This is a genomic window from Arthrobacter sp. Y3221048 (assembly GCF_059092685.1).
On sequence record NZ_JBNHHX010000003.1, the window covers coordinates 377,835 to 403,674 of the forward strand.

The 25,840-nt window shown below is 66.6% G+C and carries 24 protein-coding genes and 1 tRNA gene; 10 read left to right on the forward strand and 15 right to left on the reverse strand.

Features of this window, described 5'->3' with window-relative positions:
- Positions 1 to 2: 2 nt before the first annotated feature.
- Complete coding sequence (locus AC5RVS_RS10535; RefSeq protein WP_494108092.1) at positions 3 to 665, forward strand: response regulator transcription factor; 663 nt, start codon at positions 3 to 5, stop codon at positions 663 to 665.
- Positions 655 to 2,004 carry a sensor histidine kinase gene (locus tag AC5RVS_RS10540; protein WP_494108093.1) on the forward strand — a complete coding sequence of 450 codons (1,350 nt, stop codon included), beginning with the start codon at positions 655 to 657 and terminating at the stop codon, positions 2,002 to 2,004. Before AC5RVS_RS10535 ends, AC5RVS_RS10540 begins: the two co-directional genes overlap by 11 nt.
- A gap of 139 nt (positions 2,005 to 2,143) precedes the next feature.
- On the opposite strand, the gene phoH2 is transcribed toward AC5RVS_RS10540, so the two are convergent.
- Together phoH2 and AC5RVS_RS10550 are read right to left on the reverse strand one after the other, a co-directional pair.
- Positions 2,144 to 3,541 (reverse strand): RNA 5'-3' helicase PhoH2, encoded by a 1,398-nt coding sequence (phoH2, locus tag AC5RVS_RS10545; RefSeq protein ID WP_494108094.1) that lies wholly within the window; start codon positions 3,539 to 3,541, stop codon positions 2,144 to 2,146.
- Positions 3,542 to 3,809: 268 nt separating this feature from the next.
- Complete coding sequence (locus AC5RVS_RS10550) at positions 3,810 to 4,571, reverse strand: isoprenyl transferase (protein ID WP_493987922.1); 762 nt, start codon at positions 4,569 to 4,571, stop codon at positions 3,810 to 3,812.
- A gap of 124 nt (positions 4,572 to 4,695) precedes the next feature.
- On the opposite strand from AC5RVS_RS10550, the gene trhA reads away from it, so the two are divergent.
- Positions 4,696 to 5,457, forward strand: a complete 762-nt coding sequence (gene trhA, locus AC5RVS_RS10555) for a PAQR family membrane homeostasis protein TrhA (protein ID WP_494108095.1) — start codon at positions 4,696 to 4,698, stop codon at positions 5,455 to 5,457.
- 33 nt (positions 5,458 to 5,490) lie between these two features.
- Here trhA and AC5RVS_RS10560 read toward each other — a convergent pair whose 3' ends face one another.
- From AC5RVS_RS10560 to mca, 3 genes are all read right to left on the reverse strand, one after another.
- Positions 5,491 to 7,650 (reverse strand): thioredoxin domain-containing protein, encoded by a 2,160-nt coding sequence (locus tag AC5RVS_RS10560; RefSeq protein WP_493987920.1) that lies wholly within the window; start codon positions 7,648 to 7,650, stop codon positions 5,491 to 5,493.
- 2 nt (positions 7,651 to 7,652) lie between these two features.
- The gene (locus AC5RVS_RS10565; protein WP_493987919.1) at positions 7,653 to 8,003 is read right to left on the reverse strand and encodes a hypothetical protein; all 351 of its coding nucleotides are present in this window, start codon (positions 8,001 to 8,003) and stop codon (positions 7,653 to 7,655) included.
- 64 nt (positions 8,004 to 8,067) lie between these two features.
- Positions 8,068 to 8,982 carry a mycothiol conjugate amidase Mca gene (gene mca, locus AC5RVS_RS10570; RefSeq protein ID WP_493987918.1) on the reverse strand — a complete coding sequence of 305 codons (915 nt, stop codon included), beginning with the start codon at positions 8,980 to 8,982 and terminating at the stop codon, positions 8,068 to 8,070.
- 54 nt (positions 8,983 to 9,036) lie between these two features.
- Between mca and AC5RVS_RS10575 the strand changes: the two genes are divergently transcribed.
- Positions 9,037 to 9,486 carry a DUF4307 domain-containing protein gene (locus tag AC5RVS_RS10575; protein WP_493987917.1) on the forward strand — a complete coding sequence of 150 codons (450 nt, stop codon included), beginning with the start codon at positions 9,037 to 9,039 and terminating at the stop codon, positions 9,484 to 9,486.
- Between the two features lie 270 nt (positions 9,487 to 9,756).
- On the forward strand, positions 9,757 to 10,248 hold the full coding sequence (gene greA / locus AC5RVS_RS10580; RefSeq protein WP_493987916.1) for a transcription elongation factor GreA: 492 nt from the start codon (positions 9,757 to 9,759) through the stop codon (positions 10,246 to 10,248).
- 98 nt (positions 10,249 to 10,346) lie between these two features.
- Here the strand turns inward: greA and AC5RVS_RS10585 are convergent, their stop codons facing one another.
- From AC5RVS_RS10585 to AC5RVS_RS10605, 5 genes are all read right to left on the reverse strand, one after another.
- Entirely contained in the window at positions 10,347 to 10,925 is a 579-nt protein-coding gene (locus tag AC5RVS_RS10585; RefSeq protein ID WP_494108096.1) for a rhomboid family intramembrane serine protease, read from the reverse strand.
- Between the two features lie 2 nt (positions 10,926 to 10,927).
- On the reverse strand, positions 10,928 to 12,166 hold the full coding sequence (ilvA, locus tag AC5RVS_RS10590) for a threonine ammonia-lyase (RefSeq protein WP_494108097.1): 1,239 nt from the start codon (positions 12,164 to 12,166) through the stop codon (positions 10,928 to 10,930).
- Complete coding sequence (locus AC5RVS_RS10595; RefSeq protein WP_493987913.1) at positions 12,163 to 13,440, reverse strand: AI-2E family transporter; 1,278 nt, start codon at positions 13,438 to 13,440, stop codon at positions 12,163 to 12,165. The genes ilvA and AC5RVS_RS10595 overlap by 4 nt, the downstream gene beginning before the upstream one ends.
- Before the next feature lie 37 nt (positions 13,441 to 13,477).
- The gene (locus AC5RVS_RS10600) at positions 13,478 to 14,404 is read right to left on the reverse strand and encodes an aldose 1-epimerase family protein (protein WP_494108098.1); all 927 of its coding nucleotides are present in this window, start codon (positions 14,402 to 14,404) and stop codon (positions 13,478 to 13,480) included.
- A gap of 78 nt (positions 14,405 to 14,482) precedes the next feature.
- Entirely contained in the window at positions 14,483 to 15,325 is an 843-nt protein-coding gene (locus tag AC5RVS_RS10605; protein ID WP_493987911.1) for a Bax inhibitor-1/YccA family protein, read from the reverse strand.
- A gap of 222 nt (positions 15,326 to 15,547) precedes the next feature.
- On the opposite strand from AC5RVS_RS10605, the gene AC5RVS_RS10610 reads away from it, so the two are divergent.
- The 5 genes from AC5RVS_RS10610 (at position 15,548) to AC5RVS_RS10630 (ending at position 20,277) form a co-directional block, all read left to right on the forward strand.
- Positions 15,548 to 15,844 (forward strand): GroES family chaperonin, encoded by a 297-nt coding sequence (locus AC5RVS_RS10610; RefSeq protein WP_493978707.1) that lies wholly within the window; start codon positions 15,548 to 15,550, stop codon positions 15,842 to 15,844.
- 281 nt (positions 15,845 to 16,125) lie between these two features.
- Positions 16,126 to 17,448, forward strand: coding sequence for a branched-chain amino acid ABC transporter permease (locus AC5RVS_RS10615; protein WP_493987910.1), 1,323 nt, complete (start codon positions 16,126 to 16,128; stop codon positions 17,446 to 17,448).
- A gap of 11 nt (positions 17,449 to 17,459) precedes the next feature.
- Positions 17,460 to 18,440, forward strand: coding sequence for a branched-chain amino acid ABC transporter permease (locus AC5RVS_RS10620; RefSeq protein ID WP_493987909.1), 981 nt, complete (start codon positions 17,460 to 17,462; stop codon positions 18,438 to 18,440).
- A gap of 74 nt (positions 18,441 to 18,514) precedes the next feature.
- Positions 18,515 to 19,510, forward strand: a complete 996-nt coding sequence (locus AC5RVS_RS10625; protein WP_493988241.1) for an ABC transporter ATP-binding protein — start codon at positions 18,515 to 18,517, stop codon at positions 19,508 to 19,510.
- The gene (locus AC5RVS_RS10630; RefSeq protein ID WP_493987908.1) at positions 19,507 to 20,277 is read left to right on the forward strand and encodes an ABC transporter ATP-binding protein; all 771 of its coding nucleotides are present in this window, start codon (positions 19,507 to 19,509) and stop codon (positions 20,275 to 20,277) included. Before AC5RVS_RS10625 ends, AC5RVS_RS10630 begins: the two co-directional genes overlap by 4 nt.
- Before the next feature lie 318 nt (positions 20,278 to 20,595).
- Here AC5RVS_RS10630 and AC5RVS_RS10635 read toward each other — a convergent pair whose 3' ends face one another.
- The 5 genes from AC5RVS_RS10635 to AC5RVS_RS10655 all read right to left on the reverse strand — a co-directional run bounded on the left by AC5RVS_RS10635 (position 20,596) and on the right by AC5RVS_RS10655 (position 25,826).
- A complete protein-coding gene (locus AC5RVS_RS10635) occupies positions 20,596 to 21,990 on the reverse strand; it encodes an ABC transporter substrate-binding protein (protein WP_493987907.1) in 1,395 nt (464 codons plus the stop codon).
- Positions 21,991 to 22,134: 144 nt separating this feature from the next.
- A tRNA-Leu gene (locus AC5RVS_RS10640) sits at positions 22,135 to 22,207 on the reverse strand.
- A 47-nt stretch (positions 22,208 to 22,254) separates the two neighbouring features.
- A complete protein-coding gene (locus AC5RVS_RS10645) occupies positions 22,255 to 22,764 on the reverse strand; it encodes a GNAT family N-acetyltransferase (RefSeq protein ID WP_494108099.1) in 510 nt (169 codons plus the stop codon).
- 99 nt (positions 22,765 to 22,863) lie between these two features.
- A complete protein-coding gene (locus AC5RVS_RS10650) occupies positions 22,864 to 24,312 on the reverse strand; it encodes an NAD(P)/FAD-dependent oxidoreductase (RefSeq protein WP_494108100.1) in 1,449 nt (482 codons plus the stop codon).
- 77 nt (positions 24,313 to 24,389) lie between these two features.
- The gene (locus AC5RVS_RS10655; protein ID WP_494108101.1) at positions 24,390 to 25,826 is read right to left on the reverse strand and encodes a S8 family serine peptidase; all 1,437 of its coding nucleotides are present in this window, start codon (positions 25,824 to 25,826) and stop codon (positions 24,390 to 24,392) included.
- Positions 25,827 to 25,840: the final 14 nt, after the last annotated feature.

The window sequence follows — 25,840 nt, forward strand, 5'->3', positions numbered from 1 at the left end:
GTATGAGCTCTTTGGGGGAGCAAGAACTACGCATCGCCGTCGTAGATGACCACACGACTTTCGCGGAGTTGCTGTCTGATGCCCTGGATCGGGAATCGGATCTGATCAACGTGGGCAGCGCCACCGGCGTGACGGAGGCGGTTGCCCTGTGCCGCCGGACCCGGCCCGACGTGGTGATCATGGATTACCATTTGCCCGACGGAGATGGACTCAGCGCCGCGGAGCAGATCCTGCAGGCTGCCCCGGAGACGCGGATCATCTTGTTGACCGGTAACCCGTCGCTGAATGTACTCGCGCGCGCCGCCGCATCGGGTCTTTGCGGTTTCCTACCCAAAGACGGCTCCCTCTCGACACTGCTCGAAACAATCCGGCACGCCAGGAGCGGCAGCATGGCGGTCCATCCGTCCGCGCTCACCCGATGTGCCACCGCTCCGCCGGCCCAGGCAGCGGACAGACCGGCGCTGACCAAACGCGAGCATCAGGTACTGGCTCTCATGGCAGCAGGCTACGATGTCCGCACGAATTCCCGGAGGCTGGGCATTTCCCCGCACACGTGCCGGGGATACGTGAAGTCGATTTTGGCCAAGCTCGGCGCTCATACCCAGCTGGAAGCCGTCGCCACCGCCCAGCGGCTGGAACTGCTGGGCGGCGCGCATGGTCGTTGAGTTCGCCGCGCGGGTCCGGCGCAGCATCCTCGCTGAATCACGCTCCGAGCCCCGCCGCCGGAAGCCCTCGGAAATGCAGGCGGCCCTGCGCCGCTTCGCGTTGTCCGGACTGGCGGCTCTGATCATCGTCACGGTGCCGGTGATCATGGTCGCCCGCTCGCTGGCTGCCGACCAGGCACTCCTCCACACCGCCGAACACACGGAACAAGTCGTCGACCACGAATTCGCGCAGGACGTCACGGAAGGCGTGCTCGCGGGCAATCCGGAGGCCCTTGCCGAGTTGGACAGCGAAGTCGACCCGATGATTGACGACGGCCACATTTTGCGGGTCAAGGTCTGGGACTTCGACGGCACGATTGTGTATTCGGACGTCGATGAACTCATCGGGCAGCAGTTCGACCTGCCGGCCCATCTCCTGGTGCAGCTGCAGGGGGATGCACCTGTCAGCGTCGTGGAAGATCCGGCGGACGCCGACAAAATCTTCGAGACGGGCCAGGCCCAGCTGGTTAACGTTTATGTGCGTGCACCGGCCGGCAACGGAGATGACTACATCTTCGAGTTGTCCTACCCGGCGGACGAAATCAACCGCATGCAGGACGAGATGCTGGGCATCCTGCCTGTCATCTTGATCGCGTTGGCCGTGCTGCAGATGCTCCAGCTTGGACCCGCAATCCGAATGGCGCGCCGCATGCGGAAAAATAGTGAAATCCGGCGAGGACTGCTGCAGCAATCAATGGCGGCATCCGAACAAGAACGCCGGCGTCTGGCCCGGACCCTTCATGACGACGTCATCCAAGAGCTGGCCGGGCTGGCCTACAGTCTGGAATCACGCGGACAGCAGCAGGCTGGTTCGGACAGCACCTTTCATGCGCTGGCGCAGAATGTTGTGCAGGGCAGCATCCGTAACTTGCGCCACATCACGCTGACACTGTATCCGCCGGACCTGTCGGCTGAGGGCTTGCCGGCTGCGCTCGACGGATTGGGTGTTCTGGTCCGCCAACGCGGAGCCGACTGGCAATTGGATATTGACTTCCCGGAGCCCACCGCTCTCGGCTCCCCCGAGCTGCTCTACCGCGCAGCGCGTGAAGCCGTCACCAATGCATCCAAGCACGCCTGCGCCCAGCTGGTCAGGGTCTCGCTGCGGCAATGGAGCAATGCAGTGGTGCTGGAGGTTGTCGACGACGGCGTCGGCTTTACTCCTGACGCTGCCAGGCGGGCGGACCACATCGGCCTCCGAATCATCCGCGACACCGTCCGGGAAGCCGACGGTACGCTGCAGGTTGAATCGGCCCCCGGTGCCGGCACCCGGATCGTCATCGCCTTTCCTTCCGGGAAGTAGTCTCCACCGCGCCTGACCAGGGCACCACCGGCGGTAGCCCGGGTACGATAACGGCGGCAATTGACCGGCTGTAGTCGGCGGGAAGCGGGCCGCGCTTCGGCAGCCCGCTTCCCTCCAGTAGGCCGGGGAATGCCGCCGGCTAGATCTCGGCGCCCTCCAGCAGCTCCGTGACCAGGGCGGCAATGGGCGAGCGCTCCGACCGCGTCAGCGTCACATGGCCGAAGAGCGGGTGCCCCTTGAGCGTTTCCACGACGGCGGCGATGCCGTCGTGGCGCCCGACGCGCAGGTTGTCACGCTGTGCCACATCGTGGGTGAGGACAATCTTGGAGTTCTGGCCGATCCGGCTCATCACCGTCAGCAGCACGTTCTTCTCCAGGGATTGCGCTTCATCCACCACCACGAACGAATCGTGCAGGGAGCGGCCGCGGATGTGGGTCAGCGGCAGCACCTCAAGCATGCCGCGGTCCATGACTTCCTCGACCACTTCGTTCGAGACCAGGGCGCCGAGCGTGTCGAACACCGCCTGGGCCCACGGATTCATCTTTTCCGATTCGGAGCCCGGCAGGTACCCGAGCTCCTGGCCGCCGACGGCGTACAGCGGCCGGAACACCACCACCTTCCGGTGCTCGCGCCGCTCCAGCACCGCTTCCAGCCCGGCACACAGCGCCAGGGCGGACTTGCCGGTACCGGCCCGTCCGCCGAGGGAGACTATTCCGACCTCCGGGTCCATCAGCAGGTCGATGGCCAGCCGCTGCTCCGCGGAGCGGCCGTGCAAACCGAACACGTCACGGTCGCCCTTGACCAGGCGGACCTGCTTGTCGGCTCCCACCCGGCCGAGCGCCGATCCGCGGTTGGAGAGCAGCACCAGGCCGGTGTTGGCGGGCAGTTCCGCTGCCTCCGGGATGAACACCGGCTCGTGTCCATACAGCGCGTTCACGTCGTCGTCGAGAACATCCAGCTCGGCCACGCCGGTCCAGCCGGAGTCCTTGACCAGTTCGTTGCGGTACTCGTCAGCACGCAGCCCCAGCGCAGACGCTTTCACCCGCATGGGCAGGTCCTTGGAGACCACGGTGACGTTGCGGCCCTCGACGGCCAGGTTTTTGGCCACGGCCAAAATCCTGCTGTCGTTGCCGCCGCCGCGGAATCCGGCCGGCAGCACTTCGGGGGAAATATGGTTGAGCTCCACACGGAGTGTGCCGCCCTCCGCACCCAGCGGTATGGCCTGGTTCAGGCCGCCGTGCTGCACGCGCAGGTCGTCCAGCAGGCGCAGTGCCTGGCGGGCGAAGTAGCCCAGCTCCGGGTCGTGCCGTTTGCCTTCCAGCTCCGTGATCACCACCACCGGCAGGATGACCTCGTGCTCGGCGAAGCGCAGCAGTGCCCGGGGATCGGACAGCAGCACAGAGGTGTCCAGGACAAACGACGCCCGCGCTGTTTCCGGTTCCCCGGCGGAAACAGAACGACCGGACGAGGTGGCAGCGGCGGGCTGCTTCCCGGGTCCGGTCGTGGCGGCAAGGTGCGGATTCTTGGTGGCGGTCATGCTTGCTCCCGTCCGGAGCGCGACGGCTCCGACTGATTGAAGCGGGGCGTGGACGGTAGGGCCACCAGGCCGGAACCGGCCTCCCCCGATGCGGCTTTCGCTGTGCGCATCAAACTGGTGGCCTCCCGATCAATCTGCGGTTTGCTGACTGATAGTCCCAAATTACGCGGATGTAATTCACTGGGACAAGAGCCCGGGAGAAATCGTTTCAATGAATTCTGCGCGAACGGTAACGACGCCGGTGGCCCGCCCGCTCTGCCGGCCTGCCTCAGGCGCCGAAACGGCGCTGCCGGCTGGCGTAGTCGCGGAGAGCGCGCAGGAAGTCCAAGCGCCGGAAATCCGGCCACAGGGCCTCGCAGAAGTAATATTCGCTGTAGGCGCTTTGCCACATCAGGAAGCCGGAGAGCCGCTGTTCGCCGGAGGTCCTGATGACCAGGTCCGGGTCCGGCTGGCCGCTGGTGTACAGGTAGCGGGAGATGTCCTCGACGCCCAGCGCATCGGCAACGTCCGCCAGGCTCTTGCCTTCGGTGTCGGCATGGCGGAGCAGGCCCTTGACCGCGTCAACGATTTCCCGGCGGCCGCCGTAGCCCACGGCCACGTTCACGTGGACGCCGTTGACACACGCGGTCTGCTCCCCCAGATCGCTGAGTTTCGCGGCGAGGTCGGCCGGGAGCGTCTCCAGCGCACCGACGGGATGGACGCGCACGTTCTTGCCCTCGCCCAACCGGTCCAAGGTATTGCCAATGACACCGAGCAGTTCGCGCAGTTCCTCTTCCGAACGGCCCATGTTGTCCGTGGACAACATGTAGAGCGTGACCACCTTGATGCCCAGGTCGCCGCACCAGCCCAGGAACTCCAGGATCTTGTCGGCTCCCGCCTGGTGTCCTTCCCGCGTGGGAGCCCCGGCCAGTTTGGCCCAGCGCCGATTGCCGTCAACCACCACGCCGATGTGGCCCGGGATCCGGTCAGGCGCCAGCGAACGCTGCAGGCGCCGCTCATACAGGCGGTACAGGACGCCGGGAAGAGACACAGCACCCCGCCTTCCTGATCGCCCGTTCACGACTTAGAATTCTATCCCCCCGTTCGCCCGGTTCCGCGCCACACGTAGTTACCGGCCGGTAACCAAGGCGGCCCCGGCCGCTAGAATTATCCGCATGAGTGAACACGGCGCCGTCACCGGGCCATCCGGCTACCGGGGCGGTCGCGAGGATTCCGCTGCCCGCCGGGAGGCGACGGACGGCCCCATCGAACGGACCGTGGAGCAGGTCGCCGACGCACTCAATATCAAGCCGAGGTTCCGTGGCTGGCTGCATGCGGGGGCCACCCCGCTGGCCCTGGTGGCCGGAATTGTCCTCGTGGCGCTGGCACCCACCGCAGCGGCCAAATGGGCGTGCGCGGTCTACGCGGCCACGGGCTTGCTGCTCTTCGGCGTCAGCGCCGTCTATCACCGCGGCAACTGGAGCCCCAACGTCAAGCTGGTGCTCAAGCGCCTGGACCACACCAACATCATGCTGGTCATCGCCGGAACGTACACGCCGCTGGCCTGGTCACTGCTGGAACCGGCGAAGGCCACGCTGCTGCTGTGGCTGATCTGGGCAGGAGCCATCGCCGGCGTCGGGTTCCGGGTGTTGTGGCCCCATGCCCCGCGTTGGCTCTATGTCCCGGTCTATTGCGCTCTCGGGCTGGCCGCCCTGTTCTACCTGCCCGACTTTTTCGCTGCCAGCGTCCCCGCGTCGGTCCTGATCTGCGCGGGAGGTGTTTTCTACATTGGCGGTGCGGTGGTCTACGGGATCAGGCGGCCGAATTTCTCTGTCACCTGGTTCGGCTTCCACGAGTTGTTCCATGCCTTCACCGTGGTGGCCTTCGTCTGCCATTACACCGCCATCGTCATCGCGGTTCTGGGCCGCTCCGGTTGACGGTCGCCAAGGGCTTCGGGAAGGGTGCCGGACTCAGCTTGCTCCCGGGCCGAGCTCGGCCAGCAGGTCATTGACGGTGGCCACCGGCCGCCGGCAGACCATTCCGCGGCACACGTACGCCAGCGCACCTTCCGCCGGGGCTGGCTTATCGGCCAGCAGCGGGGCCGCCCCCTCCGGCGGCCGCGCCTCTGAGGAACGGGCGATGACCATGCCCGGGCTGCCGGTTGCGCGCGCCGCGGCTATGAGCGCGGCGGCTGCGCCCGGTGCCCCCGTGACGGCCAGCTCCACCGGCCCGGCCGCCAGTGCCTGCGCAGCGGCGAGGCCCCACCCGGCAGCACGCGGTGCCCGCACGGCAATCCGCTCCAGATAGCCGAGCAGCCGGCCGGCCAGATCCCGGTGCCGGACGGAGCCGCTGTAGGCCGCATAGGTGGCCAGCGCGCCGGCAAACAGGCTGGTGCCGCTGGGGGTGGCGCTCTCCAGCGGATCCGCGGGCGGAACGGATCCGGCGGCGGCAGCCACCTGGGCGGCAGGGGCCGCCTGGTCGTTGAGCTGTCCCTCACCCAGGAACACCTCCTCCGCGCGCAGCACCAGCGCTTCCGCGGCGGCAAACCAGCGGGGCTCCCCGGTGGCCGCATAGAGCGAGAACAGTCCTTCCGCACAGCCGGCGTAGTCCTCCAGCAAACCTTCGAAGTGCTGGGCAGAACCGTTGTGGGAAACCCGGGCAAGCCGGCCGGAGCCGTCCAGGTGCACGGCCAGCAGGTAGTCCGCCACGGCCACGGCGGCGGCGGTAAGGTCGGGCCGTTCGAGCAGCTCGCCGGCTTCGGCCAGCCCGGCCACGGCCAGCCCGTTCCAACCGGCAACGACTTTTTCATCCCGCTCCGGCTGCGGCCGTTTCCGGCGTGCCGCCAGCAGTACCGGACGCAGCCCTTCCCAGCGCTGCCGCTCGTCCGGCCCCAGCACCCGTCCCGGGTGCAACGTCGACCCGGTGGCGCTGACGTTGCCCCGCTCGCCCACACCCATCACGGACGCGACCCAGCCGCCGTCGTCGTCGCCGAGCGCCTCCCGCAGCTCTGCCGGCGACCACAGGTAGGTTGCGCCTTCATGGTGGACGCCGTCGACGACGGTGTCGGCGTCGAGCGAGGACGCCAACCCGCCGTGCGCCAACTGCAGCCGGTCCAGCATCCAGTCCGCCGTACCGGCCGTGACCGCCCGCCCCAGGTTCCTCTCGGCCTCGACCGAAGACTGGAGGGCCCATTGGGCATACACGCGCAGCAACTGGACATTGTCGTAGAGCATTTTTTCGAAGTGCGGCACGGACCACTGACGGTCCACCGCGTAGCGGGCAAAGCCGCCCTCCACTTGGTCGTACAACGCGGACCCGGCCATGGCGGACAGCGTACGGGAAGATAATCCGGCGGCCTGCCCGGCAGTGTCGGACCGCGAGGCCGCAGCATGCCGGAGCAGGAAGTGCAGCACGGCCGACGGCGGAAATTTGGGGGCCGCGCCAAACCCGCCGAAGACGGTGTCCTCCTGGCGCGCCAGGACCTCGACGGCCTGTTCGAGGACCGGGCGGCCCGCACCCCAGCCGCTGGCGGACACCTGCACCGGTCCCGGCCCCGGATCGTGGGACCGGTCCGCCGCGCCGTCGTCGGGCCCCGGGGTGAGGTCCCCGAGGAGTTCGCGGTTGGCTTCCCCGGCCTCTGCGAGGGCCTGGGCCAGCGAGGCGGCAGTGGTTTCAACGGCGCCGCGGCGCTGCTCCCAGGCTTCATGGACCGCCTGAAGCACCTGGCGGAAGGATGGCTGGCCGGGCAGCGGCCGCGGCGGGAAGTAGGTGCCGGCATAGAAGGCCCGGCCGTCGGGCAGGGCGAAGACGCTCATCGGCCAGCCGCCCTGGCCGGTCATCAGCTGTGTGGCCCCCATGTAGACGTTGTCCACGTCCGGACGTTCCTCCCGGTCCACTTTGACCGGAACGAAGTGCTCGTTCAGGTAGCGGGCCGTGGCCTCGTCCTCGAAGGATTCACCGGCCATCACGTGGCACCAGTGGCATGCCGCGTAGCCGATCGAAACGAAAACAGGCACGTCGCGCAGACGTGCCTGTTCAAAGGCCTGGTCACCGAACGGCCACCAGTCCACCGGGTTCCCGGCATGCTGCCGCAAGTAGGCCGAAGCCTCTGAGCGCAGTCTGCCGGCCATGGTCACTCCCTGCGGTCCGGGCGGCCCGAGCCGCCGCTGTGTTCGTTCGTGCTCCCCGTTTCGGTGCCGCCGCCGTCCGTGTGCCCGCGCGTGCCCCCACCTGCCTGCCCGGACGCTTCGGAGCCCGCCTCCCGCGCATCGTGGCCGCCGCTCTCCTCCACCTGGGAGCGGTAGCGCACCCGCCGGATGCGCCGGGACATATCCCAGATCAGGAAAACCACCACGGCCGCCAGGGCAAAGGTGAAGAAGAAGCCCCAGGGCCCGGGCGAAACCTGGTCAGCGTCCAGGCCGGGCCGGAGAGTGGGTTCGCCGGCACCGGCGGCGACGGCGGCAAGGATCTGGATCAGGGGCAAGTTTTAATCTCTTTCTCGCTGCGTCCCGGAAAACTTCGGTTCCGGCGCTGGTTGGCTGCAAGGTCTATCTTATGCCCGCGAAAAAATCCGTTTCGGGCACGCTGGTCTCCACCCGGGCGTGGATCAGCGAGAAATCCTCCCACGGCCAGACGGTCCGCTGCATTTCCTCCGAGACCGCGAAGAAGAACCCGGTGGGCTCCACTTGGGTTCGGTGCGACAGCAGCGCGCGGTCGCGGTGGCGGAAAAAGTCGCCGCAGTCGATCTGCGTGGTGGTCCGGTGGTTGGGCATGGGCGGCTGGTGCCCCTCGGCGTCGGCCTCCAGCCATGCCGCGAGGCGTGCGGCGTAGGGCGACTGCAGCCCGGCTTCCTCCAGGGCGTAGTGCAGTGCGCGGAACCGTTCCGGGTTGAACGCACGGTCATAGTAAAGCTTGAGCGGCTCCCAGGGGCTGCCCGCCTCCGGGTAGCGCTCCGGGTCGCCGGCGGCGTGGTACGCCTCCACCGCCACTTTGTGCGCCATGATGTGGTCCGGGTGCGGGTAGCCGCCGTTCTCGTCGTAGCTGATCACCACATGCGGGCGGAACTCGCGGACCAGCTTAACCAGCGGGGCTGCAGCCCGTTCCAGGGGCAGGGTGGCGAAGCTGCCGAACGGCAGCGGCGGGAGCGGATCCCCCTCCGGAAGGCCCGAATCCGCGAACCCCAGCCAGCGATGCTGTACGCCCAGCTCCGCTGCCGCCCGGGCCATCTCCACCCGCCGCATCCCGGCCAGGTCCCGGTGCGCCTGCGGATCGGAGGCAGCCTCCGCGTTGAGGATGTCTCCGCGTTCACCGCCGGTGCAGGTGGCGACGAGCACCTGGACGCCTTCGGCGGCGTAACGCGCCATGGACGCGGCGCCCTTGCTGGATTCGTCGTCCGGATGGGCGTGGACCGCCAGCAGGCGCAGTCCCTCACTCTGCGCCGGCCGGGCTGCATCGAAGCTCACGTGGCTGCTCCTGGAAAATCTTGCATGGGTGGGTGGGAAGCTAAACTTGAGGGCGTGAGCACCTCCGGCCCCCGAACTCCTCAGACTCCCCCCAGCTTAACGGTTTCCGAACGTTACGGCACGCCGCGGCGGACGCTGTCGCGCCGCAGCAAGCTGGCAATGGCGGGCGGGGCACTGGGCGTGGCCGTCATCGGCGCCGGTTTCTTCGCCCTGGGCCAGGACGGGCCGCAGGTTGAGAGCAAGGACGTTGGCTTTTCGGTGGCCGACGCCGGCCACATCACCGTGGACTTCCAAGTCACCAAGGATCCCGAGGCTACGGTCCACTGCGCCGTACAGGCCCTGAGCGAGAACTACGCCGTCGTCGGCTGGAAGGTCGCCACGATCGGGCCCGCCGCCGAGGGGGATACGGCCGAGACCACGGCACACCGCGTTCAGCTGAGGACCGAATCCCTGGCCGTCTCCGGCGGCGTGGACAGTTGCTGGGCCGCCGACGCCAGCGGCTGACGCACCCGGTGGGCGCGCCCGCAGCCCTGCTTTCCAGAGTGCGGCGCATCTTTTGCCACCGTGTTATTGGGAAAACCGGCGGGGGCTGACTACAATTGAGCAAATACATTCCGCCCCGCCTCCGGTGAACTGGGAACTCCCAGAACGAATGATTCACCTTCATGGCGGGGTCTTTGCATGGAGTGGCCGCCAACTTGGCGGCCTTTTGTGCAAAGAGCCACCGTGCCGGCCCCGCGTCCAGCGGCACCGGCAGCAACTAAGGAGAACTACGTGTCCACTTCCAGCGCACCCGTCGCCTGGCTCACTCAGGAAGCCTACGACCGCCTGAAGGCTGAACTGGATCACCTTTCGGGCCCCGGCCGGGCAGAGATTGTCGACCGCATCGAACAGGCCCGCTCCGAGGGGGATCTCAAGGAAAACGGCGGATACCACGCCGCCAAGGAAGAACAGGGCAAGGCCGAAGCCCGGATCCGTCAGCTCACCGAGTTGCTGCGCAACGCCCACGTGGGCGAAGCACCCGCTGACGACGGAATCGTAGAGCCGGGCATGGTCATCGAAGCGAAGATCGCCGGCGACACCGAGCGCTTCCTGCTCGGCAGCCGCGAGGTCGCCGGAGATTCCGAACTGGACGTGTACAGCGAAAAGTCCCCGCTCGGCGCGGCCATCCACGGATTGCGCGCGGGAGATACCACCACCTACGCCGCGCCTAACGGCAAGCAGATCGCCGTGGAGATCATCTCGGCCAAGCCCTACGCCGGCTGATCACGCACCCCATCATAAAGGGCGGGCTCCTGCGGGAGCCCGCCCTTTCGCGTAGGCGGGAGCAGGTGTTGGGCGTTTCCGATCGCTGGGGAACGGGTTCAGCGGAGGCCCCGTCTGCGGCGGCGCAGCAGCACCGCGGCAGCGACTCCCCCGACCGCCCCGAAAAGGTGCGCCTGCCAGGAAATCCCGGGCAGCGCCGTCGGCAGGACACCCCACAAAACCGAGCCGTAGAAAAGAAAGATGACCACGGCCAGCAGGATCTGGCGCCAGCTGTGATTGTAGAAGCCGCGCACCAACAGGTAGGCCAACAGCCCGAAGACCAGGCCCGAGGCGCCGATTGTCAGGCCCGCACCGGTCAGCCAGACCCCCAGCCCGGAGGCAAGCCAGCTGCAGGCGAGCACCACGCAAAACCGCCGGATTCCTTCCAGCAGCGTCAGGAACGCGAGCACCAGCAGCGGGACGGTGTTGCTCAACAGATGGCTGGTATCGGCGTGCAGCAGCGGCGCGAACACCACGCCGTCTAGCCCCTCGAGCCGCCGTGGGGCGATGCCCAGCAGCAGGCTGAAGTACCCGCCGGCAAAGATGTTGACCAGGAAGACAACCCAGAGCAGTGCCGCGAATGCGCCGGCTCCGGCCAGCGCCGGGGCGGGGCGCAGTCCACGGCTTCCGGCCGCCACGGTCAGTGGACGACGACGGGCTGGAAGCCCGCGCCGCGGAGGCTGCCGAGCACCAGTTCGCAGTGCTCGTGGCCCTTTGTCTCGATGTCGATGGTGATGGCAACGTCGCCCATGCTGATGGACCCGCCGATGCGGGTATGGTCCACGCGGGTGACATTGGCATCCGATTCGGCGATGATCCGCGAAATCGTGGCCAGCGAACCGGGACGATCGTCGAGCATGATCCGCACGGACATGAACCGGCCGGAGGCATACAGACCCCGCTGGATCACTTTCAGCATCAACATGGGATCTATGTTTCCGCCGGAGAGAATCACCGCCGTGGTGCCCGGGTCCGGGATGACACCTTCCATGAGCGCCGCGACGCCGACGGCGCCGGCAGGTTCGACCACCAGCTTGGACCGTTCAACCAGGAAGATCAGGGCGCGGGCCAGGGCATCTTCGCTGACCGTGACCACGTCGTCGACCAGCTCCCGGATGATGGAGAACGGCAGCTGCCCGGGGCGGCCGACGGCGATACCGTCGGCCATGGTGGAGACCTTCTGCAGCGGCACCAGCGCATCGGCGGCCAGGGAGGGAGGGTATGCTGCCGCATTCTCCGCCTGCACGCCGATGACCTTGATCTCGCGGCCCATCTCCTTGGCCCTGGCCTTGACCGCCGTGGCGACCCCGGCCAGCAGTCCCCCGCCGCCGACGCCCATGACGATGGTCTCGACGTTGGGGACCTGCTCCAGGATCTCGAGCCCCAGGGTGCCTTGGCCGGCGATGATGTCCGGGTTGTCGAACGGATGCACGAAGACCGCGCCGGTTTCGTCCGCATAGCGCTGGGCCTCGGCGAGGGCTTCGTCCACGTTGTGGCCGTGCAGCACCACTTCGGCACCATGGCCACGGGTGGCTGCGAGCTTCGGCAAGGCAACGCCGAGCGGCATGAAGATACGGGCTTTGATGCCCAGGCGGGCTGCCGCCACTGCCACGCCCTGCGCGTGGTTTCCGGCGGAGGCAGCCACGACGCCGCGTGCCTTCTCCTCATCGGACAGCCCGGCCATCCGCACGTACGCCCCCCGGACTTTGAACGACCCGGCCCGCTGCAGGTTCTCGCACTTGAAGAACACATCGGAGCCGACCATCCGGCCCAGTGCGCGGGATTGTTCGATCGGCGTCTTGGCGATGATGCCGTCAAGGGTTATCCGGGCGGCCTGGATGTCGTCGAGCGTGACGGGAAGCTGGGCGGTGACTGTCACTTGTCGGTCTCTTTTCTGTGCAGCAGGACGCGGCGTCTGCGGGAGGGTTCCCGGTCTGAGGGCTCGGGCGGATTTCCGGGACCCGGCGAAGCCAACGCCGGTTCCGGCGCCCGGTATGGCTCTTCCACCGGTGGCGGCGCACCCAAGGCCGGATCCGTTTCCCATCCGCGGGCGGCAATGTACTTCACGACCGCATTGAGTATCGCGAGCAAGGGGACGGCAAACAGCGCACCGGCGATTCCCGCGACCATGGAGCCGCCGGCGACGGCCAGCACGACGGCCAACGGATGCAACGAGACAGCCTTGCCCATAATCACCGGCTGGAGCACGTGGCCCTCCAACTGCTGCACACCCAGCACGATGGCGAGCATGATCAGCGCATTGACCCAGCCGTTGGCCACCAGCGCCAAGAGGACGGCGACGAACCCGGTGAGCAGGGCGCCAACGATCGGGACGAAGGAGCCAAGGAATACCAGGACGCCGAGCGGCAGTGCCAACGGCACCCCGATAATGGCCGCGCCGGCGCCGATGCCGACGGCGTCAACGAAGGCAACGAACATCTGGACCCGGATGTAGTGGACCATGGAGGTCCACCCCTTGCGGCCGGCGCCATTGCCTGCCGCCCGCGCCTTCTTGGGCAGCAGCCCGACCATGAAACGCCAGATCCGGTCACCGTCGTACAGGAAGAAAATCAGCGCGAAGATGGTCAGCAGCAGGCCGGTGACTAGGTGTCCGGCGGTGGACCCGACGCTGAGGGCGCTGGAGAAGATAGCGCTGCTGTTGTTCTGCAGCTGGTCCAGGCCTTCGTTCAGGTAGTCGTTGAGTTGTTCGTTGGTCAGGCGGAGCGGTCCGTTCGTCAACCAGCCCTGGACCTGGCCGATGCCTTGCAGCACCTGGTCCCACAGCTCGCTGAAGCCGATGTAGAGCTGCCGGCCGACCAGGGAGAGAGCCCCGCCAATCAGCCCCAGGAAGCCCAGGATGGTGATGACCACCGCCAGGCTCTTGGGAACCTTGGCCTTGCGCAGGAACCGGACAACGGGGGAAATCAAGGCGGCAATCAACGCCGCGACCATCAGCGGAATGATCAGCAGCGAGACGAAACTGAGCAGCCAGACCAGCAGTCCGCCGACGACCAGGATCAGGCCCACCCGCCACGCCCAGGCCGCACTGATCCGCAGCGCATAGGGCACGTCCTCGCGGACGTGGTGTTGACCGTCGGCTCCGGCCAAGCGTCCGGCCGGCAGCGCACGGTTTTCGGGGAAGGACCGGTTCATACACCCAATAGTTTCATATTGTGACCCAGCCGTGCGTTCAGTGAAGCTGCGCCGTAATGCCCCAGCTTCCGCCGAACGTTGCACCGGGTTCCAGCCATTGAAGCCCCAGGCCGGAATTGAGGCTGTTTGCGGGCGCCGTCATTGGTTCCACCGCAACGGCGCGGTCGCGGCCCGGATATTTGGTGGTCACAAAGACATGGACGTAGCGGAACGGTTCTTCCTGCCACAGCCCGACCACCGAACCGCCCTCCGAGGCGAGTGTGGTCACGACGCGCCCGCCGGGTCCGGCAGACAGTCCGGTATAGCCGCGGTCGATGTCGAGGCCCGCCACCAAGGCTCCACTGCGCAGGTCGGTCTGGTCGTTGACCGGGGCTTCCGCTGTCGGAATCTTGGTGTGCCGGTCCGCCGGAAAGAACCGCGCGGCCGGCACGGTCAGGGTCAGCCGGTCGGCGGGTTCGTCTCCCAGCCGGATGAACGGATGCGCGCCCAGTGCGACCGGGGCCGCCGTTGCGGACAGGTTCAGCAGTTCTTGCCGGACCGTCAGGTCGCCGGCCTGGTCCAGGGAGTACTCGGCGGCATGGCTGAGCCGGAAGGGGTAGCCGTGTTGGGGGAAAATCTCAGCCTGCAGCACCATCGCGGAGCCGCTGCGGTCGATCAGCCGGTAGCCGGTGTTGCGCAGCAGCCCGTGGATGGCATGGCCGCGGCCCGGTTCCGTGATGTCCAGTTGCTGGACGGCGCCGTCGAGCTCCCACCGTCCTCCGTCCACCCGATTGGGCCAGGGTGCCAGCAGGATCCCCGAGGCCGAGGGCGGGATTCGGTCATCGTCGAATGTCTCAGTTAGCTGCACGCCCTGTTTTTCAAAGAGCCGGAGGCAGCCCGCCAGTTCGGTGATCACGGCCCGCGATCCGGCGCGCAGCAGTTCAAACTGCTCGCCGGTCGCTGCCCGGCCGCGCTGGCCCGTCATGGTTCCACCGTACCGGGCCGCCGCTTAAACAGCCGACCCCGGCGCCGGGCCGGGGTCGGTGGGTGAAAATACGGCGGATTACTCGTCGCCGCGGAGGATTGCGAGCAGGCGCAAGATCTCCACGTAGAGCCAGACCAGCGTCACGGTCAGGCCAAAGGCGGCCGTCCACGAGTACTTGCGGTCCACGCCCTGCCTGACGCCCTGCTCGATCGAGGTGAAGTCGACGATCAGGGAGAACGCGGCCAGGCCGATGGCCAGCAGGCCGATGATCACGCCCAGCGGGATGCCGATGCCCATGATGTTGATCTCCATGCCGCGCATGCCCCACTGGTTGTCCAGCACGCCGAACCACATCAGGCCCAGGTTAACCAGGGAGAAGAGCGCGTAGCCGATCAGTGCGATCATGAAGAAGCGCATGGCCTTGGGCGTGGCGCGGACCTTGCCGCTCTTGAACAGGGCCAGCGTGACGGCGAAGACGCACACCGTGCCCAGCACGGCCTGCGGGGCCACGCCTGGGTACATCGCATCGATGACCATGGACAGGGCGCCGACGAACAGGCCTTCGGCGGCGGCGTAAGCCAGGATGAGGCCCTTGGACGGTTCCCGCTTGAAGGCGTTGACCAGGCCGAGGACCAGGCCGGCGATCATGCCCGGAATCAGCAGGATCGGGAACATCCAGCCGATGGCACCGCCGACGACCACCAGGGACAGGCAGGCCAGGGTCTTGAGGATGACGTCGTCATAGGTCATCCGGCCGGTCTGGGCGGGGCCCGCCGACGGCTGGTTGTACAGATCCTGCAACTGCTGGCTGGAAAGCTGGGTCTGGCCAGCCAGCACCGCAGAGCCGGCTCCGGCAGGTCCCGCGGGTGAACCGCGGAACGCCTTCGGGTTGTTGAAAACCGGATTTCCTCCGATTGCCATCTTGTTGTCCTCCATCGTCAGGGGGCGAGCTAATGCTTAGACTACCAATCCCAACGAATAACACGGCAGAAAATTCCATGACGGGCCGGTGAACCCTCATCGGGCAGCGCCGCCGCCCTCCCGGCGGCCCGCTGCGCCTGCCCCGGGTAGAATGCTCCAGTGACTTCCCGCAGTCCTTCCAACCCGCCCCGTTCCTCCGCCCGGGCCAAACTGCCCCTGCGAATGCTCCATGACCGCATCCTCGTGGCCCCGGACCAAGACAGCAGCGAGCGCCGTTCGTCCTCGGGAATCGTCATTCCTGCCACCGCCGTCATGGGTAAGCGCCTGGCGTGGGCAGAGGTAGTCGCCGCGGGCCCGCACGTGCGCCAGGTGGCGGTCGGCGACCGGGTGCTCTTCGACCCCGAAGACCGGGCGGAAGTTGAAGTCAACGCCGCCGACTACACACTGCTCCGCGAGCGCGACGTTCATGCCGTCTCCCAGCCGGAGGAAGCGGACAGCGGCACGGGGCTCTACCTGTAGTTCCCCGCCCTACCCGTAGCCACCCCGGCGAATCCGGCCGCTCCCGTGCGGCACGGCCGGCATCCGGTAGTCAGGCTGCCCCTCGGTGCCTTTACGTTTCACCGTTGCTAAACGACGGCTTCACAGTTGTTACCTGATCGCGACAGAACGCGCGCTCCCGTCACCCGTGACGCAGGTAACATAAACGACACGTCGGTGATTTCCCTCACAGACGCTGTCAGCGCCTGCCGGCAATCCGGCGGACCACACCCCCCACTGTGGAGGTTCATATCTTGATCGCGATGCCGAAGCTTGTTCGGCCATTGGGGACACTACTCGCCTTGCTGGCGATCATCACGGGGATCCTCTTGTCCGCTCCCCCCTCACTGGCTTCGACCACGTCACCTGAGCCGACCCCTGCTACGACGACGACCGCGCCGGCGGAGCCGTTCCGCGACACGATCAGCGGCGTCCTGCGCAATGCCGAAGGCCCCGTCGTGGGAGTGCGGATCACGGCCACGGGCGAAGGATTCAGCGGCGAAGCAATCACCGGCGAAAACGGGTCCTGGTCGATCGGTGTTCCCGTCCGGGGAACCTATCAAGTCGAAGTGGACGTCTCGACCCTCCCGGAGGGAGTGGAGCTGGCCGAAGGCACACCCAATCCACGGGAAGTCACCTTCAGCAACACGTCCAACGCCGCGGCCATCTTCCCGCTCGGTGAAGGCATTGTGCTCCAAGGCGCCGGTTTCGGCGAGATCTTCGTCGAGCGTCTTATTGCAGGCCTGAGCTTCGGCCTGCTGCTGGCCCTGGCCTCGGTGGGGTTGTCCCTCATCTACGGCACGACCGGCCTGACCAACTTCGCCCACGGCGAGATGGTCACCGCCGGCGCGGTGCTGATGTTCGGCTTCGCACTTCTCGGCATTCCGGTGTGGCTGGCGATGCTGTTGGCCATTGTCCTGGGCGGTGCGTTCGGCTGGGCCCAGGACGCCTGGCTGTGGAAGCCCCTACGTCATCGGGGTACCGGGCTGATCCCCATGATGATCATCAGCATCGGCCTGGCCCTGGCTGCCCGCTATGTCATCCAGTTCAACTTCGGCGGCGCCACGCAGCAGCTGCCGCAGGCAAGGAGCCCCATCCTGGAACTGGGCAACATTTCGATCAGCCGCAATACGCTGCTCTCCCTGATTGTCAGCCTGATAGTGATCATCCTGATTGCCATGCTGCTGCTGAAGACCCGCCTGGGCAAGGCAACCCGGGCCGTCGCCGATAATCCCGCGCTGGCGGCGGCCTCCGGCATCGATGTTGACGGCGTGATCCGCATCGTCTGGACGGTCGGCGGGGTGCTGGCCGCGCTGGGCGGCATCCTGTGGGCCTATTACCGCCCCGGGGTCACCTTTAACATGGGGCAGCAGATCCTGCTGCTCGTCTTTGCCGGCGTCATCCTCGGCGGCCTGGGCACCGTGTTCGGCGCCCTGGTCGGTTCCGTCATCGTCGGCCTGTTCGTCGAACTGTCGACACTCTGGCTGGAAGCAGACCTGAAGTACGTCGGCGCCCTGCTGATCATGATCGTCGTCCTGCTGTTCCGGCCACAGGGCATCCTGGGCCGTCGAGAGCGCGTGGGTTAGGAGGCAACACCATGGATTTCCTGAATATATTCACCAACGCACTGGGCGAAATCATCAGCCCGACTACGGCCGCCTACGCCCTCGCCGCACTCGGTCTGGCCGTCCACTTCGGCTATACCGGCCTGCTGAACTTTGGCCAAGCCGGTTTCATGGCTATCGGCGCCTACGGCTTCGCCATTCCCACGCTCGAGTGGGGCGTGCCGTTCTTTGTCGGCGTCTTGATAGCCCTGATCGGTTCGGTGATCTTTGCGCTGCTGCTGGGCGTCCCCACACTGCGCCTCCGGGCGGACTATTTGGCCATCGTCACGATCGCCGCCGCGGAGATCATCCGGTACGTGGTCACCACCAACGACCTGACGGACATCACCGGTTCGGCCAACGGTCTGGCTGCCTTCGAAGGCGGATTCTTCGCCCTGAACCCGTTCCCGGAGGGCGTCTACAATTTCGGCCTGGTGAGCTTGAGTGAGCGCGGCCTCTGGATCCGCGTAGTTGGCTGGGGCCTGGTGGCACTCTGCTGCCTGCTGGTGTTCCTGCTGATGCGCAGCCCGTGGGGCCGTATCCTGAAGGGCATTCGCGAGGACGAGAACGCGGTGCGGTCCTTGGGTAAGAACGTGTACTCGTACAAGATGCAGGCCCTCATTATCGGCGGCCTGTTCGGAACGATGGCCGGCATGGTCTTCACCCTCCCCCGCGGAGCGGTACAGCCGGCCAACTACCAGACGGAGCTGACCTTCTTCCTCTGGACCTGCGTGCTGCTGGGCGGCATGGCCACCGTCCTTGGCCCTGTTATCGGCGCCATGATCTTCTGGGTAGTGCTCTCGCTGACCCAGGGATTGCTCTACGGCGCCATCGAGGCGGACTACATCACCTTCCTGACAACCACACAGGCCGGACAGCTCCGCTACATCCTGGTTGGCATCGCCTTGATGCTGCTGATGATCTTCAGGCCTCAAGGTGTGCTGGGCAATAAGAAAGAACTGGCATTCACATGAGCGAACAAGACCGCACCACGGCTGTCGGAGCAACCGCTGTCCCGGACGAGGCGGACCAGCAGGCCAACGATTACATGACGGATACCCGTCCCATCGCCGCCGACGAACCGGGCCCGGGGTGCCGGAAGCGGGATCCCATCCTCGTCGCCAAAAACGTCACCCGGCAGTTCGGCGGCGTCAACGCCGTGGACGTGGAATACCTCGAGATCCCACGGCACCAGATCACGGCGCTGATCGGACCCAACGGGGCGGGCAAGACCACGCTGTTCAATTTGCTGACCGGCTTCGACGTCCCCCAGAGCGGCGAGTGGTCCTTCGAGGGGCATTCGCTCGCCGGCGTGCCGTCCTACAAGGTGGCGCGCATGGGCATGGTGCGGACGTTCCAGCTGACCAAGGTCATGGGAAAGCTCTCCGTCATGGAGAACATGCGTCTGGGTGCCACCGGCCAGTCCGGCGAGAACCTGTTCAAGGCCCTCTTCAAGAACATCTGGGGGCCCAAGGAACGGGAGATCACCAAGCAGGCCGACGTCCTGCTGACCAAATTCAAACTGGACTCCAAACGGGACGACTACGCAGCATCGCTCTCCGGTGGCCAGCGCAAACTGCTGGAAATGGCGCGCGCCTTGATGGTCCGGCCCAAGCTGGTCATGCTCGATGAGCCGATGGCCGGCGTCAACCCCGCCCTGACGCAGTCGCTGCTGGAGCATGTCAAAAACCTGAAGGCCGAGGGCATGACCGTGTTGTTCGTCGAACACGACATGCAAATGGTCCGCCACATCGCTGACTGGGTGGTGGTCATGGCCGAAGGGAGGATCGTGGCAGAAGGTCCGCCGGCCATCGTCATGAAGGATCAGGCAGTGATTGACGCCTATCTGGGCGCCCACCACGACGTCGACCTGGGCGACGCCGAAGGCGTCGAGGCGCTGGAGGAAGAGTTGGCACAGGACGCAGAGTCGGTCGTGGGAACGGCCAGCGAGGGCGTTCTGGGCCGCCACATCAGCGAGCGTGATTCCAGCGCAGACGAAGCCGACGACACCCACCGAAGCCCGAGAAGGAAGGACCAGCCATGAATGCGCGCCGCATCGAATCGACCCCGGCAGCCGTGGCACCGGGGGAACCGGTGGTCACCGTGACGGATTTGGTGGCCGGCTACTTGCCCGGCGTCAATATCCTTAACGGCTGCAGCATCGAAGCCCGCCAGGGCGAATTGATTGGCATCATCGGCCCCAACGGTGCCGGCAAATCGACCCTGCTCAAGGCGATGTTCGGCCTGGTCAAGGTCCACTCCGGCACCGTGGTGGTCCGCGGCCAGGACCTGACCGGGCTGAAGGCGAACAAGCTCGTCAGCCGCGGCATCGGGTTCGTCCCCCAGAACAACAACGTCTTCTCGACGCTGACCATCGAAGAAAACATGGAAATGGGCATGTTCCAGCGGCCCAAGGACTTCAGGAAGCGCTTCGATTTCGTGGCGGGCATCTTCCCGGACCTGGCCAAGCGGCGCGCGCAGCGGGCCGGCTCGCTCTCCGGCGGTGAACGCCAGATGGTGGCGATGGGACGAGCCCTGATGATGGATCCGGCGGTGCTGCTCCTGGACGAGCCTTCTGCCGGCCTCTCGCCGGTCAAACAGGACGAGACGTTCCTGCGGGTGCATGAAATCAACCGGGCAGGTGTTTCGGTCATCATGGTGGAACAGAACGCGCGCCGCTGCCTGCAGATCTGCGACCGCGGTTACGTCCTGGACCAGGGCAAGGACGCCTACACCGGAACCGGCCGCGAGCTGCTGAAGGATCCGAAGGTCATCCAGCTCTACCTTGGCACCCTAGCGGACACCGCCTGAGTCCACCGCAGCCAGCCACCTCGACGGCGGCGCTCGTCCTCCGGGGCGGGCGCCGTCGTCGTTTGGGCACTCGGACAAGTGCCGCCGCCGGTTGAGCACCCCCACAGGCACTCCGCTGCCGGTTGAGCACCCCCGCGGGCGGGCATTCCCGCCGCGTGCGGTCGCCGAGGCCCCTTCGGTCCCGGGCGGCCTTCTCAGGCCGCCCGCCGGCCGCCCACCGCCCGCCCCTCCGCCGGCAGCCCGCCCGGGAGCACGACAGAGGGTCCCGGCCGGCGGCCGGGACCCTCTGTCGTGATTACCCGTGGTGCTGGAGCGGCCTTACAGCTGGCCGAACTCCTCGCGCTTCGGCTGCGGTACGTTGGTGTCGTCGTACTCGTAGATGCCGATGTAGGCCTCGGTCGGGTCACCGTTCTCGTCGAACGAGATCGGGCCGGAGATGCCGTCGTAGTCGATATCTTCACCGTTGCGCAGCAGCGTGACACAGCCGGCAAAGTCGAAGCACTTTTCACCGTCCGCGGACACGCCCTGCATTTCCTTGGCGATGTCCTCGCCCTTGGTGCTTCCGGCGGCTTCGGCTGCCAAGGCCACCAGGTTCACAGCGTCGTAGGACTCACCTGCATAGGAGTAGGAATTGAGGTTGTCGTCGATTTCCGCCAGCGCCGCCTGGAAGTCTTCCTTGGCGAACGTTCCGGGGATCGTGCCCTGTGCACCGGCCATGGCGCCCGGATCGAGGTCCGCGCTCAGGTCCGAGGTGTTGCCGTCCACCAGGAACATCTGGTCGGGCGTGACTCCCTTGGACAACAGCAGCGGTGCGATCGACTTGATCTGGTCGAAGGTGATCAACGCGATGGCGTCGGGCTTGGCGTTGACGACGGCGTCCACCTGCGAGCTGAACTGGGAGTCGCCCTCGTTGAACATTTCGGTGGCCACCACCTGGCCGCCGGCGCCTTCAAAGGACTGCTTGACGTTGTCCGCCAAGCCGGTGCCATAGGCGTCGTTCAGAACGATCATGCCCAGCGTCTGGGCGCCACAGGACACCATGTAGCTGCCCAGCGTGCGGCCCTGCAGCACATCCGACGGAGCGGTGCGCCAGTACAGGTTCTTGTCATCCCAAGTGGTGAAATCCGGCGACGTGTTCGCCGGGGAAATCTGCAGCACCCCTGCGCCGGTGATCTGGTTGATCACGGTCTTGGATACGCCCGAGGACGCTGCTCCTACGACGGCGCTGACGTCCTCGCTCAGCAGTTCGGTCACGGACTGGGTCGCGATGTCGGTGGTGGTGTCACCGGAGTCGCGCTGGATGGTTTCCACGTCTTTGCCCAGTACGCCGCCGGCCTCGTTGATCCGTTCAACGGCCAGCTTGACGCCTGCAACTTCCGGCGGGCCCAAGAAGGCCAGCGAGCCGGTGGCAGGCAGCAGCGTGCCGATCTTCAGCGGGGTCTCGGTGGAGCCCTTGGTCTCGGGAACAGCGGACGGGTCGCCCGTCGCGCCTGCAGTGGGGCCCCCGCCCTCTCCTGCTTCGGGACACACCAAACCGGATGCGCCCGCCGGTGCCGATGTCCCTGCTCCCCCGCCGGTCTCCGAGGGCGTGGACGTCCCCCCGCCGCACGCCGAGGCAAACAAAGCGATCCCCAATCCGAGCGCGGCCACCCGTCCCGCGCGTGCGGAATTGCCGCCGGTGCCGAAAAGCACTGCGTTGCGTGTTGCAGTCATGTATGTTTTCTCCTCGATCGAAAGGTCCGCGAACCTTTGATGCGATCACCAGGTATTCCTGATTACAGAGAAAACTAGTCCAATTTGTCGGTGAAAATAAGCGTTTTGGGTTACATCCTTGTAACGCTCGTCACATTCAATCCGTACCCCCGGTGGGACTCGAACCCACACTGGACCGATTTTAAGTCGGTTGTCTCTGCCATTGGACTACGGGGGCTGGGCACTCCTGCACCTATCTAGGGTACTTGATGGGCCTGCTCCTGCTCACAGCCGCCCGAAGGGTTCGGCGTAGCGGAACACACCGGCGGGCAGCGGGCGGCCGGCGAGCGGAAGGGCCATGAAGTTGGCGCCCCAGCTTGGATCCGGGGCACCGATGCCGACTTCGCTGGCCGGCCGATAACCAAATCGCGGATAGTATCCGGTGCTCCCCAGCAGCAGGATCACGCTCTCCCCGGCGTCCTCGGCGCGACGCCGTGTTTCGTTCAGCAGGGCAGCCCCGATGCCTGAACGCTGACGGTCCGGCTCCACGGCGATGGGCCCCAGTCCCAGCGCGGGCTCGTTGCCAATCCAGCCGCGGGTGCTGATGACATGGCCGACGACGGCGCCCCCTTCCTCCGCGACGAGTGAAAACTCCGGCAGGAAGCCGTCGCAGTCGTACAACTCGGCCAGCAGTCGGGCTTCCACCGGCTCACCGCCGTCGTCGGTGTCGAAGGCGCGTGCCACCAGCCGGAGGACGGCGGGCCGGTCTTCACGTTGTTCTGTCCTGATCCTCACCACAGCATTCTAGGCAGCCCCTCCAGGGAAATCTCCCCGGGAATGCAGTAAGGCCCGGGCCCCGCCGATGCGGTACCCGGGCATGCTGCTGAGTTGGGCCTAGCGGCCGGTGGAGGCGAGTTCCTTGTCCGCCTCGGTGCCCTTGGCATCCCCTGCCGGTTTGGGAGCGTCGGCAGCCTGCGGCCGAGGCTTGGGGGCTGCCGCCTCGCGGAACTGGCGGTACGGGGTCTGCAGGTCGGCAAGGCGCGTAGTGTCGCGGCCCAGGAAAATTGCCCAGAACCAGTTCGAGATCACGCGGATCTTGCGCTCCACCGTCGGCATGGCCAATCCGTGGTAGCCGCGGTGGGCCATCCATGCCGGCCAGCCCTTGAGCTTGATGCCCATAATCTTGGCCACGCCTTTATTGAGGCCGAAGCCGGCGACGGCGCCGAGGTTCTTGTGCTTGTACTCGGTGACGGTGCCCACGCCCCAGCGGGCGGCGTAGATGTTCTTGGCAAGACGCTTCGCCTGGCGGATGGCGTGCTGGGCGTTGGGGACGCAGAAGCCACCCACGCCGCCGCCGGTCAGGTCCGGCACGGCGGCGACGTCGCCGGCGGTCCAGGCACCCTCGATCGGGCCGTTCTCGTCGATGATCTGGAGCGTTGCGTTGGCCTTGATCCGGCCGCGCTCGTCCTGCGGGAAGCCGAAGTTGCGTGCCACCGGGTTCGCCTGCACGCCGGCGGTCCACAGCAGCGTATCGGCCTCGAAGGTTTCGGCGGGAGTCTTGTCCGGCATGTTGATCAGCTCCAGCACGCCGCCCTCTGCCTTGGCGAGCGAGGTGTTGAGCATGACCTCGATGCCGCGCGAACGCATGTGCTCTACGACCCACTTGGCCTGGTCTTCGGTGACCTCGGGCATGATCCGGCCCATCGCCTCGACCAGCACGAAGCGCAGCTCTTCCTGGCGCAGCCGCCCGTTCTTCTTGACGGCGGAGCGGGCCAGGTCCTCGATCTCGGTCATGGCCTCGATGCCGGCGAAGCCTCCGCCGACGCCGACAAAGGTCAGCGCGCGCGTCCGCTCCGGCCCCTCAGGGAGCAACGAACCGGTTTCGATTCGCTCGAGCACCTTGTTGCGCAGTTCCACGGCTTCTTCAATGGTCTTCAAGCCGATCCCTGCCTCGGCCAGCCCCGGGATCGGGAAGGTGCGGGTCACGGCACCGGCGGCAACGACGACGTCGCGGTAGTCCAGCTCGAAGGCGTCGCCGACGGCGGGAGTGATCACGGCCTTCTTCACCGCGTGGTCGATCGAAGTCACCTTGCCGGTGATGAGTTCGGTGTCCTGCAGGTGCTGCCGGTGGTTGACCACGGCATGGCGGGCTTCGATGCTGCCGGAAGCCACCTCGGGCAGGAACGGCTGGTACGTCATGTAGGGCAGCGGATCCACCAGGGTAACGATGCCGCCGTGCCCCTTAACCTTCTTCTGGAGCTTCAGCGCGACGTAAAGACCAACGTAACCGCCGCCGACCACCAGGACGCGCGGACGATCGGACAGAGCAGGAGTGAGTGCCATGCCCCCAGTATAGCCACTTTTGTGAAAATTTTCACGAAGTCCCGGGCGCCCGGGATGGCCGCGAAGATCCCGCAGAATCAGCGCTTGGCCGGCTTCCGGATCTCTTCCCGAATCGGCGGCATGAAGTCCGTGTCCGCTTCCTCGACCGCGGCCGTGCCCTGCTGCACGGCCTTGCGCGCCCGCATGGTCTGGACCGCGCCCAACACCAGGACGGCGGCGATCAGCCCGCCGAACGAAAACACGAGGATGGCCGGCAGCACGGAGTTTTCGCTGCGCGGGGGAACCGCCACTGGTGTAGTCGGTTCCGGAATATCCGGCGCCTCGGCCTTGGACTGCACCGGAGCCTGTGACTGGGGCGCAGCGACTTCACCGCGGCGGTGCACCGTAATCCATTGCGCGATGGAGCCGAGCGGGTTGGCGGCGACCTCCGGCACGTCGGCGTTCACGGCTGCCTCCGCGTCGAGTACGCCGTAGCCGTAAATCGGATCATGGCCCGGGACACCGGCTTCCTTGGCCGTGCTGATGATGCGGTTGATGACCTGGGCCGCGCTCATGTCCGGGTATTTGGAGCGGATCAACGCCGCCACGCCCGAGACCAGCGGCGTGGCCCCCGATGTGCCGGACCAGTCGGCATAGAGGCCGCCGGGCAGTCCGCCGACGAGGTTCTCGGCCGGGGCCGCAACACCGATGACGATGCTCTGGGCCGAGGCCTCCTGGCTGGCCTCGCCATCGCGGTTCAATCCGGCCACGGTCAGCACGCCGGGGATGGTGGCCGGGGCGCCGGACTGTTCGGTGCCGCCGGCGCGGTTGCCCGCGGCGGCCACGACCACCACGTCATGCTGTTCGGCGTAGAGGAACGCCGCGTCCCAGCTCTCCGGCCAGGAGGTGCTGGAGCTGGTCAGTGACATGTTGATGACCTGTGCGCCATTGTCCACGGCCCAGCGGACGGCCGCCGGGATCTGCTCGTCGACGCCGATGCCCGAGGGGTTGGGTGTCCCGAGCCACGTTGAGGCCGTCAGGATCTGTGCCTTGGGCGCCACCCCGATCACGCCGTCCGTGCCGGCGCCGATGCCCTCGTCCTTGGGCTTCGACTTGGACTCTTTGTCGTTTTTCTTTTTGTCGTCCGTCTTGTCTTTTTCGGGTGCATGCCCGCGTCCGGCCAGCAGGGTCGCAACCAGAGTTCCGTGCTCAGGTGTTTGCCCGATGCCGCGCTGGCCGTCGGGGTCCCCGGAGCCGGAGACGTCCGTACCGCCAACCACGGCCCCCTTGAGGTCGGGGTGCGTTGCGTCTACGCCGCTGTCGATCACTGCTACCTTGACGCCCTCGCCCTGCGACTCGTCCCAGGCGGCCCGGATCCCGTAGGCGTCCAGCCAGTATTCCTTGCCGCGGGTGTCGTCTGCCTGGGCCGGGCCGGCGAGCACCAGCGAGGCGAGTACCGCGATCGCCGAACCCAGCGCGAAGACTTTCGACGCGCCCGCGCGTCCGGCCGGCCGTTCACTGTCGCGCTGGCGCATGGATGTCCCTTCGG

Bases quoted from the DNA above. Each gene is read 5' to 3' on its own strand.
- AC5RVS_RS10535 (WP_494108092.1), top strand. From the start codon at position 3: ATGAGCTCTTTGGGGGAGCAAGAACTACGCATCGCCGTCGTAGATGAC.
- AC5RVS_RS10540 (WP_494108093.1), top strand. From the start codon at position 655: ATGGTCGTTGAGTTCGCCGCGCGGGTCCGGCGCAGCATCCTCGCTGAA.
- phoH2 (WP_494108094.1), bottom strand. From the start codon at position 3,541: ATGACCGCCACCAAGAATCCGCACCTTGCCGCCACGACCGGACCCGGG.
- trhA (WP_494108095.1), top strand. From the start codon at position 4,696: ATGAGTGAACACGGCGCCGTCACCGGGCCATCCGGCTACCGGGGCGGT.
- AC5RVS_RS10560 (WP_493987920.1), bottom strand. From the start codon at position 7,650: ATGGCCGGCAGACTGCGCTCAGAGGCTTCGGCCTACTTGCGGCAGCAT.
- AC5RVS_RS10595 (WP_493987913.1), bottom strand. From the start codon at position 13,440: ATGAACCGGTCCTTCCCCGAAAACCGTGCGCTGCCGGCCGGACGCTTG.
- AC5RVS_RS10600 (WP_494108098.1), bottom strand. From the start codon at position 14,404: ATGACGGGCCAGCGCGGCCGGGCAGCGACCGGCGAGCAGTTTGAACTG.
- AC5RVS_RS10605 (WP_493987911.1), bottom strand. From the start codon at position 15,325: ATGGCAATCGGAGGAAATCCGGTTTTCAACAACCCGAAGGCGTTCCGC.
- AC5RVS_RS10610 (WP_493978707.1), top strand. From the start codon at position 15,548: ATGCTCCATGACCGCATCCTCGTGGCCCCGGACCAAGACAGCAGCGAG.
- AC5RVS_RS10615 (WP_493987910.1), top strand. From the start codon at position 16,126: ATGCCGAAGCTTGTTCGGCCATTGGGGACACTACTCGCCTTGCTGGCG.
- AC5RVS_RS10620 (WP_493987909.1), top strand. From the start codon at position 17,460: ATGGATTTCCTGAATATATTCACCAACGCACTGGGCGAAATCATCAGC.
- AC5RVS_RS10625 (WP_493988241.1), top strand. From the start codon at position 18,515: ATGACGGATACCCGTCCCATCGCCGCCGACGAACCGGGCCCGGGGTGC.
- AC5RVS_RS10630 (WP_493987908.1), top strand. From the start codon at position 19,507: ATGAATGCGCGCCGCATCGAATCGACCCCGGCAGCCGTGGCACCGGGG.
- AC5RVS_RS10635 (WP_493987907.1), bottom strand. From the start codon at position 21,990: ATGACTGCAACACGCAACGCAGTGCTTTTCGGCACCGGCGGCAATTCC.
- AC5RVS_RS10650 (WP_494108100.1), bottom strand. From the start codon at position 24,312: ATGGCACTCACTCCTGCTCTGTCCGATCGTCCGCGCGTCCTGGTGGTC.
- AC5RVS_RS10655 (WP_494108101.1), bottom strand. From the start codon at position 25,826: ATGCGCCAGCGCGACAGTGAACGGCCGGCCGGACGCGCGGGCGCGTCG.